The organism is Gottfriedia sp. NPDC057948, from assembly GCF_042887255.1.
Lineage (GTDB): Bacteria > Bacillota > Bacilli > Bacillales > Bacillaceae_G > Gottfriedia.
The window spans coordinates 92,169-107,039 of record NZ_JBHVPN010000002.1 but is presented as its reverse complement, the minus strand read 5'-3'; the positions used below and the strand labels follow the sequence as shown (position 1 = coordinate 107,039).

Below are 14,871 nucleotides of genomic sequence, written 5' to 3'. Positions count from 1 at the left end.
ATGCAATAAATAATGCCTAACTATTCTTAAAGGCAAGAATGGGAGTCGGGATAAGAAAAGGTAAAATAAAAAAGACTTTCACTAAAATTAGCGAAAGTCTTTTCTGATCAAATACTTTATTTTACTTTATTTCATCTACATTATTCATTTTCTAGTTTCTGCCCTTACTCCCATCTAAATGTACGTGCAGCGATTAAGAAGCTTACGACCATCCAGACACATAACCAACCGAAATCTGGAAGTAAATCACCAAATGATGCTCCGACATTCATGATGTCACGCATTGCGGTTGATAAATGCGTAATTGGAATTGTCTTTATAATCGGTTGTAAATATTCGGGCATATTATTTACAGGGAAAAATACTCCACCTAAAAACATTAGTGGGAACGATATGAAGCCTGCAATTGGTCCAGCACTTTCTGGACTTTTCGCTAAACTTGCTATAATAAATCCAATGCTCATAAATGTTAATGTACCTAATACTACTAACAATACTACTAATAGGAATGATCCTCGAATACTTACGTCGAATCCGAAGTAGCCAATTAAAATTGTTAAGATGGCTTGTAAACTATTCAATATTAGCCTTGCTGTAATTTGCGCGGCAATAAAGGTTGAAGCTCTTAATGTGGTGCCTTGCATTCGTCTTAGAACGCCTCGTTCTCTCCAAGAGGCGATTTGGCCAGCGACACCATTCATATTATTATTCATGATTTGCATTGCAATAATTCCAGGCACTAAAAAGTCTAAATATGAAAGAGTAATACCAGCTACACCTTTAAAGTCTGTTACGATTTTAGGTGTATATCCTGCCATTTGTTTACTAGCGGCATCAACATATGCTGTGATTGTTGCTATTCCACCTTGAAGCTGGCCTGCATTACTTTCATTATAAAGTACTTTTATTTGTGCAGGAGCGGATTGTTGTTTAGTTGTAACTTGATTTTGAAATCCTTTTTTAATGACGATTACAAAATCGGTTTTACCATCAGATAATAATTTCTTAGATTTTAATTCATTTGTTTTTTTATGAATTTTAAGTGACTTTTGTTTCTCTAAAACAGTTGTAATTTGTTTACTAACTTGAGTGTTGTCATAATCAATTAGGTTTACTGAATAACTAGTTGTATTCCCATCGTTAAACATTAAACCGAAAATAATCATAAAGAAAAAAGGAAATAATAGTGTCCAAATTAGTGCTTGACGATTACGTACATAAATCCGGAGTTGCGCTAAAGTCAATTGATAATAAGCCTTCATTCTTCACGTAACCCCCTTCCAGTCATATGTAAGAATACGTCCTCAAGAGTCGCAGATCTAGTCGATAAATCCGAAATCGTCATATCTTGTTCTTTTGTATACTCAAGTAAAGCCATTAATGAAGCTTGTAAGTTACGTGTATACAATGTTACGAAATCATGGTTAATCACGACATTCATTACATTGTCTAAGTGTGCGAATTTTTCTTCTTGCTCTGGTACTTTTGTCCTAAATTCAATCGCACTCTCTGCAGAAATTGAACTAACTAGATTATTTGGTGTATCTAATGCAATTAATTTACCTTTATCCATGATACCAATGCGATCTGCTAGTACATGAGCCTCATCCATATAGTGGGTTGATAAAACGACTGTTTTACCTCGTTCTTTTAGTTTTAAGATGATATCCCACAACGTTCTACGAGCTTGTGGGTCAAGTCCTGTAGTTGGCTCATCTAAAAATATGATTTGAGGATCATGAATTAATGCTAATGCAATCGCTAATCGCTGCTTTTGTCCTCCTGATAATCCTTTTACTAGACTATTTTGTTTTTCAGATAAAAGCATTTCATCGATCAACGGTTGAATCGGGATATGACTTGGATAAAAGCTTGCGTACATTTCAATGATTTCTTTTACTTTTAACAGTTCAAATAATGATGTTGATTGGAGTTGAATTCCAATCTCTTGTTTGATTTTATACGAGTCTTTACCAATTACATGCCCTGCAATTGTAGCCGTACCTTCATCTGGTTTTCTTAATCCTACAAGCATTTCCATTGTCGTTGATTTACCAGCTCCATTTGGTCCGAGTAATCCAAATACTTCACCTTTTTCAACTTCAAAACTAATTCCATTTACAGCGTAAAAATCTCCATATCTCTTTTTAAGATTTTCAACTTTAATAATTGAACCCATTGTTTTTCCTTCACCTCGACTAATGAAATGATTATTTAAAAAGTTTACTATCATTTTTAATTCAGCCTGCTAAGTATATAATGTAAAACTTACTATATTTGTCGAAAGAACTGGTTATTAATAATTTTTAATAAAAATTTACATTTTTTACCAACGCATATTATTCAATACTACACCTAATATCAAAATTAATTTGTTGCATTTATGAAATATTCATTTACATTTTATAACTTGTTTGTAACGTCCATGTTGTCACTTTGTAATACTCATCGGTTACAATATGTTGGACATTATTTTTAAAAAATTGGCTATGGTTTGAAGTTTTTTCTCTTTAAGCGAGCCATAAAAACAAGGTGATAAAATGAAAATAGAACGTGAAAAATGGTTGGATGTTGCCAAAATGATCGGCATCTTTTTGGTTGTTTATGGTCATTCTACAGAAGGTCCGAATTCTATTACATTTATTTACTGGTTCCATATGCCTCTATTTTTTATGATTAGTGGCTACTTATTTAAACCGGTCAATTCAATTAATGAACTCAAATTTTTTATAAAAAAACTAACATGTAGATTGCTTGTACCTTACTGTACGTATTTGGTTTTATTTAGTTTATATAACATGACAATTGAGATAATAGACGGAACCATTAACCAATCAAATTTATCAAAAGAAGTCCTTTCATTGTTAATTGGTGGTAGATTTATTACTGGAGTCCATGGCGTATTTTGGTATGTTACATGTTTATTTATTACTCAAATATTATTTACGTTAATCTGTTTATACTTTAAAAAGAATAGTACCCGTCTATTCATCGTAATTGCTTGCTACTTGCTTGCACATTTTGAAACAATTAAATTAATTCCACAAATTGGTAAAAATACCTTTAATCAAATTTCGATTCCGTGGAATATGGATGTTGCTCTACTAGCTATTTTCTTTTTAGGGTTAGGATTCTTTACAAAAAAATTGATAGCATCCATTTCTAACTTCCTTGGAATATTTTGTATTGCGCTTAGCATCTTTTATATGACCTTATATGAAATGAATAAATTAGACTACCATCTAAGCCTTAAATATTTAAGATATAACCATTTATTTTTAGATGCCTTAATTCCAATAACAATGACGATTGCCGTACTTTATTTATGTCAAAAGTTAGCAAAACTACAATTTATCCAGCCTTGCACAATTTTTGGTAAAGAATCATTAACAATCATGTACATCCACATTTTTGCGAATGCTGTTTTTTCACAGTTTTTCGATTATGGACCGTTATTGTACACATTGATTGGTTTAACTGTGCCTATGATTGCGAAGAAATTTATTATTGAATCACAACCTACTATAAAACCATTGTTCATTGGTTTAAATGTAAAGCGAAAGCAACATTTAAAAGTAAGAACTGCATAAAAAAAATAGCCCTAGGGGCTATTTTTTTATTTTAATGTAGCAACAGCTGCATCTGAACCTCTTTGAATTGAGCCAGTTGCTGTAACTTTAATATTTTCTAGCGCATCTCCTCCATTTGTAAAAATAACTGGAGTAATTGTGCTTTTTGCATTTTCTTTTATATAGTCAATGTTGAATGTTAATAAATGATCTCCAGCATTAACTTTTTGTCCTTCTGTTATGTGAGCATCGAAACCTTCACCATTTAGTTTAACTGTTTCTAGTCCAACATGAATTAAGATTTCAACACCTTCATTTGAACGGATTCCAATAGCGTGTTTCGTATGAAATACTTGTACGATTTCTCCATCAAAAGGAGCTACTACAACACCTTCTGAAGGTGTAATAGCAAATCCATCACCCATCATTTTTTCTGCAAATACAGGATCTGGTACTTCAGATAGTGGATGTATTTCTCCAGTTAATGGCGCTTTAATGACAACATCCTTAGTTGCTACAGGAGCAGATCCTTGTTGTTGTTCTTCCTCTAAACCGAACATTTTTTTTAATTTGTTAAACATAATACTCACCTTTTCTTTAATTTAGATTCCAGTCTTATCATTATCTTTTCAGAAAAAATAATACTAATTATCCTAACAGAAAAAATACTTTTATGCTAAAGAAAAGATGAACTTTTATTGAATTATTAACAAAACTGTATCATTTTTACAATAATAGACATAAAAAACCTCTAATGGTTCATTAATTAGTTAGTTCTAAAAATTGGTTATACATATGATAAAATGATGTTGCATAAATATTTGTGCGATACAAATTAATAGATAGGAGCGATTAGATGACTGAAATGGTTCCATTAGTTTTCTCACTTCAAAACAAAAAAATTACGATCATCGGCGGAGGAAAAATCGCTTTTCGAAAAGCAAAAGCATTTATAAGAAGTGGTGCTACGATTACGATTATTAGCCCTCAACTATGTGATGAATTTAAACAGTTACCTACAATAAAATGGCTAAATAAGTATTTTGAAAAAGCTGATCTAACTGGAGCTCACATTGTTATTGCAGCTACTGACGATAAAAATATAAATAAATTCGTCAAAGATTGTACATCAGATTTCCAATGGTTTAATGATGTAAGTGATCAAAATAATAGTGATTTCCATACACCGGCAGTGGTTCGTAGAGGAGACCTTATTGTGTCAGTCTCAACTTCAGGTAAAAGTCCAGTCCTATCCAAAAAGATAAAAAAGGAACTGGACACTTATTTTGACGATCATTATAGTAATGTCGTGGACGAATATGCTATTGAACGAAAAAAACCAGTCATAGAGTAAACTCATATGACTGGTTAGAAGTGCAGGGTCTTTAGCCTTTATTGTTTTTTCAGCTTTGCTAAGGCTTCTGCAAATGGGTTATTAAATGGTTCATCATCTTGTTTGTTCTGTTGCTTCAAATATTTTTGAACGTCTTTTTTAGAAACTTTACTATTTTTTTCTTTCGAACGTCGATCTTTAAAAGTAGAAAGTTTTTCTCTATGTCCACATGCACATGCAAAAATTTGACCTTCTCCTTCGCCTCTTAGCTCTAAACGTTTGAAGCAATTAGGACATCTCGCGTTAGTAGATTGAGAAATTGTTTTACGATGACCACATTCCCTGTCCTGGCAAACTAACATTTTTCCACGTTTACCGTTTACTTCTAACATAAGCTTTCCGCAGTCGGGACATTTAGTGCTAGTCATGTTATCATGCTTAAATTTTTGTTCAGTTTGTTTTATTTCTTTCACAGCATCTGAAGAAAAACTAATCATTTCACTCATAAATTTTGATTTAGCTAATTTACCTTTGGAGATGGCTTGAAGCTTCTGCTCCCACTCGGCTGTTAGGGCTGGTGACTTCAAGGCTTCTGGAACAAGGTTTAATAATTGTTTGCCTTTATTTGTGATGAAAATATCTTTTGCCTTTTTTTCAATTAAAAAGCTACTGAAAAGTTTTTCAATAATATCCGCTCTTGTTGCAACTGTTCCCAATCCGCCTGTTTCGCCTATTGTCTTCTTTAAATCATTACTATTACCAGACATAAAATGGACTGGGTTTTCCATTGCACTTAAAAGTGTTGCTTCATTAAAGTATGCTGGTGGTTTCGTATGCCCTTTAGTTTCAATAACTTTAGCTATTTCAAAACGCTCATTTTCTTTAATAATTGGTAATCGTTGATCCTCTGTACTCTCAAGATCATCTTCGTCTTTAAAGACTTCTTTCCAACCCAGTGAAATAACCCTTTTACCTTTCGCAACAAATACCTCGTTATCAATTTCTGCGATAACTTTTTCTTGTTCATATACGTACGGAGGTAGTAAGACTGCTAAAAATCTTCTTACGATAAGATCATATATTTTAAATTCTTTTGAAGAAAGTTCATTTATTATAGGTGCCTGCTCTGTTGGTATAATCGCATGATGATCTGAAACCTTATTGTCATCTACAAATGACTTATTTACTTTAATCGGTTGATTCGTTAACTTCATAATGATTTTTCCATAAGGTTTTATGTTACATGCTAATAAACGTTCTTTTAATGTATCAACTAAATCTGATGATAAGTATCTAGAATCAGTTCGTGGATACGTAACAACTTTATGGTGCTCATATAGCTTTTGCATGATGGATAATGTCTCTTTAGGTGAAAAGTTGAATCTTTTATTCGCTTCTCTTTGGAGTTCAGTTAAATCATAAAGCTGCGGAGCAAAAGATTTTTTTTCAGCAGTCGAAACTTCCTTAATCTTTAGCTGTTTTCCTTTTATCGCTCCAATAATTTTTTGTAATTCACCAGTCGTTTTAATTTTTTGGTCATTCGACTTACGATTTTGCCACGTAAAAGTTACATTATTTGCTAATACTTGTAACCCATAATAAGTTTGTTGCTTAAATTCTTTTATTTCCTTTTCACGCTCTAAAATCATCGAAAGTGTCGGAGTTTGAACCCTACCGCATGAAAGTTGAGCATTATGCTTACAAGTAAGTGCTCTTGTTGCATTAATCCCCACGATCCAATCTGCCTCAGCTCTTGCTACAGCAGAAAGATATAGATTTTCATATTCCTTACCACTACGTAAATTTTCAAAGCCTTTTTTTACTGCCTGATCAGTTGCAGAAGAAATCCACAGTCTTTTAATTGGTTTATTAACCTTTGCCAATTGAAGTATCCATCTCGCAACAAGCTCACCTTCTCGCCCTGCATCTGTTGCAATAACGATATCTGAAACATCTTTTCTTAATAATTGAGTTTTTACAGCTTGAAACTGCTTGCCTGTCTTTTTAATAACAACAAGCTTTAATTTATCTGGAATCATTGGTAAATCTTCTAAATTCCATGACTTATATTTATTATCATATCCCTCTGGATCAGCCAAAGTCACAAGATGCCCTAATGCCCAGGTCACAATATACTTTTTACCTTCTAAAAAACCGTTACCCTTTTGATTGCACCCTAGCACTTTAGCTATATCTCTAGCAACTGAAGGCTTTTCCGCTAATACTACTGTTTTGCTCATATCATACTCCTTAGTTTATTTACAATTTTCTTATTAACTAACTTTAACATTAAGAACAGGGGAAAGGGAAGTGAACTGAATATAATCAAGGAAAACCTAAATTACAGGATTAGAGAGTGAGAACAAGCTATATTAATATAACATTTTAATATTACATTAATTCTACAAAATTTTCTATTTTCTCTTTTATTCTACCTAATTTTACTATATTCCCTGTTCTTCCTGTTTTTTCAACAAATGTTCTTTTTTTGCTGAAAATTGACGTTTTATTTTACTAAGAAAACAAAGGTATTCACTCTCCATATGGCAAATTTAGTAATTAATTCCATATATAAGGAGAGAGACAATGATTAATAAGATTGTATCTGTAATTTTAGGGGTATTTTTAGTACTATTACCCACAGCCAACGCGACTTCTTTTTCACAAAGTTTTAGTGATGATGAATTATCAAATTATATAGATAATCTAAATTTAAACACTACTGAAGCCACATTTGGACAATCTATTGAAGTTGGATTAACGACTAAAGAACATTTCAACAATGTAACTCTCACATTTAAAAACGGGACTAATTTGACGGAAGTTTTACTAAAAAACCTATCGTCTTCAGATCTTTACTATGCTGGAAAAATTGGTGTTACAGCTTCTTTTATAAAAGGTACTTATCAACTAAGTTCAGTTACTCTAGATGATCAAACTCTAACCGTTTCAGACCAGACGATTAAATTTATGATTAAAGATTTACCAACTCCAAAAATTAACCCAATTACAAATAAATCTACATCCATTACAGGAGCCTTTTTAGCAAACAGTAGCGTCCAAATTTTCAACAATAATAAACTTGTAATCACTGTACAAACGGATGCAAAAGGTAATTTTCAATTCAATACTAAACCTCTAAAAGAATTTACTAAAATAAATGCAGTTGGTGTTTCAATTGGATTAAAAAGTAAAACTGCTACATCATATGTTTCAGATGTAATCGCACCTTCCATCACTTCCATACCTTCAATATCAGATCAATCACAAAGCATATCAGGTAAATCGGAACCGAATGCTGATATTCTCGTTTACTTAAACAAGAAAGTATTAGCAAAAGGTAAAGTTAACTCAGCAGGTAAGTTTACTATTAAAATGGCGAAGCAAAAGGCAAACACAGTTCTTCAAGTCGTTGCAGTTGATAAGAGTAAAAACCAAAGTAAACCTGTTTCAATTCGTGTGTTAGATCGTACTGCACCATCAGTACCTACAATCCAAACGGTTAAAGAAAATGCCACTGTCATTAGTGGAAAAACAGAACCTAATGCTTCCGTTAAACTATATCTAGGCGGTAAATATACAGCTAAAACGGCTGCAACAAAGAATGGTAGTTATACTTTTAAGGTCAGTAAATTAAAAGTATTTACTCCTATAAAGGTACAATCAATTGATGCTGCTGGAAATCAAAGTAAGCCTTCATTTACTGAGGCAAAGAGCTCCCAACCTCTTTCGAATGGGCAGCTAATTATTGTTAATACAAAAACAAATAAACTTTCATATTATAACAAGGGAAAACTAGTAAAAACATTTAGTGTAGCAACAGGAAAAGCCTCCTCGCCTACACCTACTGGAAAGTTTAAAATCTTAAACAAGATTAAAAATAGACCTTGGTATAAGGAAAATATTCCTGGCGGAGCTCCAAATAATCCACTAGGTAAAAGATGGATGGGCTTAAGTATGGGTAGTTCCCCTGGAAACTCATATGGAATACACGGAAATGCTAATGAGAGCTCAATTGGTAAATCAGTTAGTCACGGCTGTATTCGAATGCATAACAGTGAGATTGAATGGTTATTCGATCAAATAAATGTTGGGACGACAGTTATAATTGCAAAATCTTCTAGTACAAATGGGCAGATTGCTCACTCATATGGAATAGCGATCGCGTAAAAAGCAAACCTTCCCGGTTTGCTTTTTTTATAGTTTAATAGATTGTTCTTTCGTTTTTCTAATAGCATTCTTTTCACTTTTCACTGATAATATTTAGTAAAAAGGAAATAGTTAGAAAGGGGTAATTTTATTTTGAAGAGGTATCTACCTATACTTATTTTGTTTTTTGGTATTCTCTATATCTTTTTTATTCCTTCAGAGCCTGTAAGCATAAAAATACTATTTAAGCTTATTCCAATGGTGTTGATTATTAGTTATGCCTTTTCACAAATTCCTTATCAATCAACTAAATATCGCGCTCTTATACTTTTAGGACTTATTTTTTGTATGATTGGTGACGGAACGTTAATTTGGTTTGTTGTCGGTTTAAGTGCTTTTCTAATTGGGCATTTGTTTTACGCAGCTGGTTTTATATCAGGATGGAGATTTTCAATTTATCGTGTACTATCAATTATTCCAATTGCAATTTATGCGTTTTTTCTATGCTCTAATTTAGTAAGCTCTTTAAACGAAAGTGGTCAGGAAAATTTAGTTATTCCGGTAATAGCCTATTCAGTAGCCATTTCAATGATGGTATTTACAGCCATAATGACTGGAAACAAATGGGGTATTTTGGGGAGCCTATTATTTATCATCTCAGATTCGATCTTATCGTGGGACCTATTTGTAGAAAGCGTTAAATTTGGTCACGAATTAATCATGATCACCTATTACTCAGCACAGTTTTTAATCGCTAAAAGCATTTTAAATAGAAATAGAGTTGCGTAATATTTTACTTTCAAATAAAGAAAACTCACCGATTGGCGAGCTTTAAAGTGAAGACAGAGGTGTAGTTGCACTTATACATAATTCCTAAAATTTGCAACTACGTCGAGCCCTCTTCGTCGCTGCAAATTTATACTTTCCTAATGTGCAAAGAAAGAACTACAATATAAATATAGCCTCTTTTCACTAAAAACAAAAATGAAAGCGCATTACATACGGATTATGAAATGTAAAAAAGGAGATTTTCATATGAAAAATGAGTTAATTAATCGTTTAATTAGTTATGCAAAAGTTGATACACAATCAAATGCAAGTAGTGAAACATGCCCTTCTACACCTGGCCAATTAACTTTGGGCCGCATGCTAGTGGAAGAGTTAAACAAAATTGGATTAGTTGACGTAACAATGGATGACAATGGTTATGTAATGGCTACACTTCCGGCAAATTCTGACAAAGATATTCCGACAATTGGATTTTTAGCACATTTAGACACGGCGACAGACTTTACGGGAAAAAATGTTAACCCTCAGCTAGTTGAAAACTATGATGGAAATGACATCGTTTTAAATGAAAGTTTAAATGTTGTATTATCTCCAAGTCATTCGCCAGAGTTAACTAAATATGTAGGTCATACATTAATGACTACTGATGGGACAACATTACTTGGTGCAGATAATAAGGCTGGAATCGCTGAAATTATGACTGCGATGGAGTATTTAGTTCAACACCCTGAAATCAAACACGGCAAAATAAGAGTTGCATTTACACCAGATGAAGAGATCGGTAGAGGCCCACATAAATTTGATGTAAAAGCATTTGATGCTAAATATGCATACACAATGGACGGTGGTCCACTAGGAGAGCTTCAATACGAGAGCTTTAATGCTGCAGGTGCAATGATTACAGTAAAAGGTAAAAATGTGCACCCAGGTACTGCTAAAGGTAAAATGATAAATTCTATGAAAATTGCCATGGAAATAAATAATTTATTACCTGTAGAAGAAGCGCCAGAATCAACTGAAGGTTACGAAGGCTTTTATCATCTAGTATCAATTGAAGGTGATGTAGAACTAACAAAAATGCATTACATTATTAGAGATCATGATAAAACAAAATTTGCTAATCGAAAAGAGACATTGTCGAATATTGTAAATCAATTAAAAGAAACACATGGTGAAAACAGCATTATTTTAGAGTTAAAAGACCAATACTATAATATGGGTGAGAAAATCTTACCTGTTAAAGAGGTTGTTGATATTGCTCACGAAGCAATGACAAACCTAGAAATTACACCAATTGTAGAACCAATTCGTGGGGGTACAGATGGCTCTCAGCTTTCATATATGGGACTACCTACTCCAAATATTTTTACAGGTGGAGAAAACTACCACGGCAAATTTGAATACATTTCAACCGACAATATGGTTAAAGCAACGAATGTTATGATTGAATTGATTAAATTATATGAACAAAAAGCAACTTCAAAGTAAAAAAGTAGGACTGACATCTATCTGTCAGTCCATTTTTTTACTTAATTTTACGAATGAATACGACCTTTAAATAGTTACCCTCTTTAAACTGTTTAGTTGTTTTAAAATCATTAGGTAGGCTGAATTCTTCCATTAATTTATATTGCCCGCCTAATTCTTTAAATGCTGTGTCAATAAACCCTTTAAATTTATTCATTCCAAAAGTACTACAGTTTGTTGAAGCAACAATTACACCATCATTTTCTGTAATCGTAATCGCTTCTTTCAACAGGTTCTTATAGTCTTTTTCGGCACTAAAAGTATGTTTTTTAGATCTTGCAAAGCTAGGTGGATCTAAAATAACCATATCAAATGAAAGGTTCTTTTTAACTGCATATTTAAAGTAATGAAATACATCCTCAACGACTATGCTCTGTGTAGCAGGGTCAATTCCATTAATTTTAAATTGTTCTTTTGTTTTATCTAGGCTCCGATTTGCTAAGTCAACACTAGTAGTCTTACTTGCCCCTCCAACAGCTGCAAAGACTGAGAATGCCCCTGTATAAGAGAAAGTATTTAAAACTGTTTTATCGTAAGCATATTTATCTCTAATTAGTTTTCTAACTTCACGTTGATCCAAAAATACGCCTACCATTGCGCCATCATTTAAATAAATAGCGAAATTAACTCCATTTTCCTTTACGATAATAGGAAATTGACCTCTTTCCCCCATCACAAAATCATCTTCTTCAATATACTGACCTTTTGTATCAAAGCGCTTTTTCTGATAAATCCCTTTGAATTCGACAATATTCTTTATTGCTTGAATAACCCAATCTTTGAATTGATAGATTCCTTCGCTATACCAACTAATCAAATAAAATCCATCAAAAAAATCAATTGTTAACCCACCAATCCCATCGCCTTCTCCATTAAATACTCTAAATGCTGTCGTATCAGAGCTATTGTAAAAATGTTGGCGGTCTTCAATTGCTTGTTTAATTTTATCTTCAAAGAACTTAGGTCCAATCTTTTCATGCTCCTTCAGGCTAAGAATCCAACCTAAACCTTTATTTTGCTTTCCATAGTAACCCTTTCCAATAAAACCATTGCGTTCATCAACTAGTTTAATCATTGTTCCTTCATTACTGAAATCTTTACTATTCACGATCGATTCTTTTGAAATTAGTGGATACCCGTTTTTATAATCTTTTACAAACTTTTGTTTAATTTTCAGATTCATTTCTTTATCCATAAGCCCATCCATTCATTCTCTTTTTTACTCATTATTTCCATAATCTATTATTATAGTGTGACCTGTTAGGCAAAACTGCAGATTTTGGTAATATATAATCTTTTTCGATGAAATAACAGCTGATACCATTTCGCGCACAACGCACTATCAAGTATTTTATTATAACATGACAAACAAACAAATTACTTATTCTCTCTTTCTAAGCAAGCATGATAATATTCTTTAAATTTGATGCATAAAATAATCTCTTTCAGTTAAAAGAATTAGTGATTTACTCTACTAGTTATTTTAATATTAATATCATGAATACCTTTTGATGTAGTTGTAAAAGTGGCAATACTAAAGTAAGCGCCAAATTATCTGGGTTAGAACAAATTCTTGTTCAAAGTGAAAGGGAATACATGATGGAAATTATTAATGAAACTATACAAATAGAGGACTTAAAAGAGAATAAGATAATAGGGAAACCGAAACTAACAAATTCAAAAATAATATTTAGAGGAAAAGGAAATCTTCTATATTGTGATAATGATAATGTTCATTTAGTAAATAGTAATATTGAGTTTAATGGAAATGACACAATTATTTTTCTTTGTAAAAACAGGTTTAATTATATACTCAATGCAATTGTTTACAATAATTCTGTATTATTTTTTGGAAGAGATAATTATTTTAACAACAAATTAAATGTAATTATTTCAGAACAAAAAAATGTTATCGTAGGAGAAGGGTGTTTAATTTCATTTGACTGTTGGTTTAGAACAGCAGACCCTCATCTAATTTATGATTCTTTCACGAAGAAAAGAGTTAATCCAAGTAAAAGCATTTATATTGGCGATCATGTTTGGATTGGTCAACATGCATTTATTTTAAAAGGAACTCAAATTGGTTCAGGCAGTATTATCGGAGGCATGTCATTAGTTAGTGGGAAAAAGATTGAATCTAATTCTTCATATGCGGGCAATCCGGTAAGAAAAATTGGCCATTCGATTTTTTATACTAGTGACAGTGTACATGCGTTTACAGAATCAGAAACACAAAGTCATGATGTTTTTGAGAGTGACGAATATATTTATTCATATAATCAGACTGAGATATTCCCATTCCCTTCAATCGAAAAATCACTAACAGAATTAACAAGGGTCTCAGAAAAACTTGATTTTATAAAAGAGAATTTGCAGATGAACCGAAACAAAAACCGCTTTTTCATCGGAAAACCTATTGCTAAGCAGAGTTTTATAGAAAGAATTAAAGAGAATATATATAAGTATTTAACGTTAAAGAAGTAAAGTCGAATGCTTCGTTTAATAAGAGAAAAGTAAAGATCACAACAGTCAGGAACCTCAAAATAGAAATGTAAAATACAGAGTTATTTTCTTGGAAATAGCTCTTTCCTTCATGTTAATCTATCAACCAATTTTTCTTTATTTCTTTTTACATAATTATATGGAACTAACCACATAAGAATATTTTTTCCCCTTAAAAAACACCCTTAAAGTCGATGTATCCAAAACACAGGATTTCTTCTACATCAACTTTAAGGGGTGCAGTCTAAATTTAATAAGTCTTTAAATTCACTCATTAACCTGTTGAATTCTCCTAGCAAAATCAACAAATTTGAACTTATCAGGGCGATGTCTAGATTGACCGTATTGTAATAGAGAACCATCATCTAAATAGACGAAAGTATTTACAACTACTACCATATCATAGCCATCTAAATCTAAATATTTTTGGTCATCTTCTGTACAAGCTTGTACTACAATTTCTTTTTTCGCAAAGCCAATATTTAAGTGTAGAGTATTTTCTATATAGTCAAAAATTGACCCTTCGCAGATTGATCTTGAAAGTTTTTCGACATATGAACTATTGTAATACTCTTTGTCTAAAATTATTTTTTTCCCGTCGATTTTTCGAGCCCTAACTACTTTCCAAATAGCTGTTTGGTCATCTATTTCTAGTTGTTCTTTTATAAATTTACTAGGCCACTTCTTTTCAAGAATTTCTACAATCGTTTCTGCTTCTCTACCAATTTGGTTTGATAATTCTTTAAAACTAATTAAACCTGTTACTGGGAAATTTAATTTTGCAGTGTCTAAAATAAACGAACCTTTACCTTTGACTTTATTTATATAACCGTTTTGCTCAAGCATTTGTAATGATTTTCTAATTGTATCTCTAGAAACATCAAATTGCTCCATTAATGACTTTTCAGAAGGTATTTTACTACCAACAGTAAAAGCCCCTTTTTCAATCTGTTCAATTAACTTATGATAGATTGAAATATACTTTGCGTTCATTTTCATCAC

At 32.2% G+C, this 14,871-nt stretch carries 12 protein-coding genes; 6 read left to right on the top strand and 6 right to left on the bottom strand.

The genetic code is table 11. The features are described from left to right. Positions 1-164: 164 nt before the first annotated feature. Positions 165-1,262 carry an ABC transporter permease gene (locus ACFVRR_RS04465; RefSeq protein ID WP_387325202.1) on the bottom strand — a complete coding sequence of 366 codons (1,098 nt, stop codon included), beginning with the start codon at positions 1,260-1,262 and terminating at the stop codon, positions 165-167. Next, positions 1,259-2,179, bottom strand: a complete 921-nt coding sequence (locus tag ACFVRR_RS04460; protein WP_387325199.1) for an ABC transporter ATP-binding protein — start codon at positions 2,177-2,179, stop codon at positions 1,259-1,261. The genes ACFVRR_RS04465 and ACFVRR_RS04460 overlap by 4 nt, the downstream gene beginning before the upstream one ends. Before the next feature lie 361 nt (positions 2,180-2,540). Here ACFVRR_RS04460 and ACFVRR_RS04455 point away from each other — a divergent pair, with 361 nt between their 5' ends. Further along, entirely contained in the window at positions 2,541-3,590 is a 1,050-nt protein-coding gene (locus ACFVRR_RS04455) for an acyltransferase family protein (protein WP_387325197.1), read from the top strand. Positions 3,591-3,616: 26 nt separating this feature from the next. Here ACFVRR_RS04455 and ACFVRR_RS04450 read toward each other — a convergent pair whose 3' ends face one another. Further along, positions 3,617-4,150 (bottom strand): PTS sugar transporter subunit IIA, encoded by a 534-nt coding sequence (locus ACFVRR_RS04450; protein ID WP_387325194.1) that lies wholly within the window; start codon positions 4,148-4,150, stop codon positions 3,617-3,619. A gap of 275 nt (positions 4,151-4,425) precedes the next feature. Between ACFVRR_RS04450 and ACFVRR_RS04445 the strand changes: the two genes are divergently transcribed. Then, positions 4,426-4,923: a precorrin-2 dehydrogenase/sirohydrochlorin ferrochelatase family protein gene (locus tag ACFVRR_RS04445; protein ID WP_387325191.1), complete on the top strand. Its 498-nt coding sequence runs from the start codon at positions 4,426-4,428 to the stop codon at positions 4,921-4,923. 38 nt (positions 4,924-4,961) lie between these two features. On the opposite strand, the gene ACFVRR_RS04440 is transcribed toward ACFVRR_RS04445, so the two are convergent. Next, positions 4,962-7,142: a DNA topoisomerase III gene (locus tag ACFVRR_RS04440; protein ID WP_387325187.1), complete on the bottom strand. Its 2,181-nt coding sequence runs from the start codon at positions 7,140-7,142 to the stop codon at positions 4,962-4,964. 346 nt (positions 7,143-7,488) lie between these two features. On the opposite strand from ACFVRR_RS04440, the gene ACFVRR_RS04435 reads away from it, so the two are divergent. The 3 genes from ACFVRR_RS04435 (at position 7,489) to pepT (ending at position 11,328) form a co-directional block, all read left to right on the top strand. After that, positions 7,489-9,072, top strand: a complete 1,584-nt coding sequence (locus tag ACFVRR_RS04435; RefSeq protein ID WP_387325185.1) for a L,D-transpeptidase — start codon at positions 7,489-7,491, stop codon at positions 9,070-9,072. 132 nt (positions 9,073-9,204) lie between these two features. Beyond that, complete coding sequence (locus ACFVRR_RS04430) at positions 9,205-9,840, top strand: lysoplasmalogenase (protein WP_387325182.1); 636 nt, start codon at positions 9,205-9,207, stop codon at positions 9,838-9,840. 246 nt (positions 9,841-10,086) lie between these two features. Next, on the top strand, positions 10,087-11,328 hold the full coding sequence (gene pepT / locus ACFVRR_RS04425) for a peptidase T (protein WP_387325179.1): 1,242 nt from the start codon (positions 10,087-10,089) through the stop codon (positions 11,326-11,328). A 37-nt stretch (positions 11,329-11,365) separates the two neighbouring features. On the opposite strand, the gene ACFVRR_RS04420 is transcribed toward pepT, so the two are convergent. Next, on the bottom strand, positions 11,366-12,562 hold the full coding sequence (locus ACFVRR_RS04420; protein ID WP_387325176.1) for a class I SAM-dependent rRNA methyltransferase: 1,197 nt from the start codon (positions 12,560-12,562) through the stop codon (positions 11,366-11,368). Between the two features lie 404 nt (positions 12,563-12,966). Here ACFVRR_RS04420 and ACFVRR_RS04415 point away from each other — a divergent pair, with 404 nt between their 5' ends. Continuing rightward, a complete protein-coding gene (locus ACFVRR_RS04415; RefSeq protein ID WP_387325173.1) occupies positions 12,967-13,851 on the top strand; it encodes an acyltransferase in 885 nt (294 codons plus the stop codon). A gap of 285 nt (positions 13,852-14,136) precedes the next feature. On the opposite strand, the gene treR is transcribed toward ACFVRR_RS04415, so the two are convergent. Further along, on the bottom strand, positions 14,137-14,868 hold the full coding sequence (gene treR, locus ACFVRR_RS04410) for a trehalose operon repressor (RefSeq protein ID WP_438825687.1): 732 nt from the start codon (positions 14,866-14,868) through the stop codon (positions 14,137-14,139). Between the last annotated feature and the right edge of the window lie 3 nt (positions 14,869-14,871).

Excerpts from the sequence above, each read along its gene's own strand:
- ACFVRR_RS04465 (WP_387325202.1), bottom strand. The coding sequence starts at position 1,262 with ATGAAGGCTTATTATCAATTGACTTTAGCGCAACTCCGGATTTATGTA.
- ACFVRR_RS04460 (WP_387325199.1), bottom strand. The coding sequence starts at position 2,179 with ATGGGTTCAATTATTAAAGTTGAAAATCTTAAAAAGAGATATGGAGAT.
- ACFVRR_RS04455 (WP_387325197.1), top strand. The coding sequence starts at position 2,541 with ATGAAAATAGAACGTGAAAAATGGTTGGATGTTGCCAAAATGATCGGC.
- ACFVRR_RS04450 (WP_387325194.1), bottom strand. The coding sequence starts at position 4,150 with ATGTTTAACAAATTAAAAAAAATGTTCGGTTTAGAGGAAGAACAACAA.
- ACFVRR_RS04445 (WP_387325191.1), top strand. The coding sequence starts at position 4,426 with ATGACTGAAATGGTTCCATTAGTTTTCTCACTTCAAAACAAAAAAATT.
- ACFVRR_RS04440 (WP_387325187.1), bottom strand. The coding sequence starts at position 7,142 with ATGAGCAAAACAGTAGTATTAGCGGAAAAGCCTTCAGTTGCTAGAGAT.
- ACFVRR_RS04435 (WP_387325185.1), top strand. The coding sequence starts at position 7,489 with ATGATTAATAAGATTGTATCTGTAATTTTAGGGGTATTTTTAGTACTA.
- pepT (WP_387325179.1), top strand. The coding sequence starts at position 10,087 with ATGAAAAATGAGTTAATTAATCGTTTAATTAGTTATGCAAAAGTTGAT.
- ACFVRR_RS04420 (WP_387325176.1), bottom strand. The coding sequence starts at position 12,562 with ATGGATAAAGAAATGAATCTGAAAATTAAACAAAAGTTTGTAAAAGAT.
- ACFVRR_RS04415 (WP_387325173.1), top strand. The coding sequence starts at position 12,967 with ATGGAAATTATTAATGAAACTATACAAATAGAGGACTTAAAAGAGAAT.
- treR (WP_438825687.1), bottom strand. The coding sequence starts at position 14,868 with ATGAAAATGAACGCAAAGTATATTTCAATCTATCATAAGTTAATTGAA.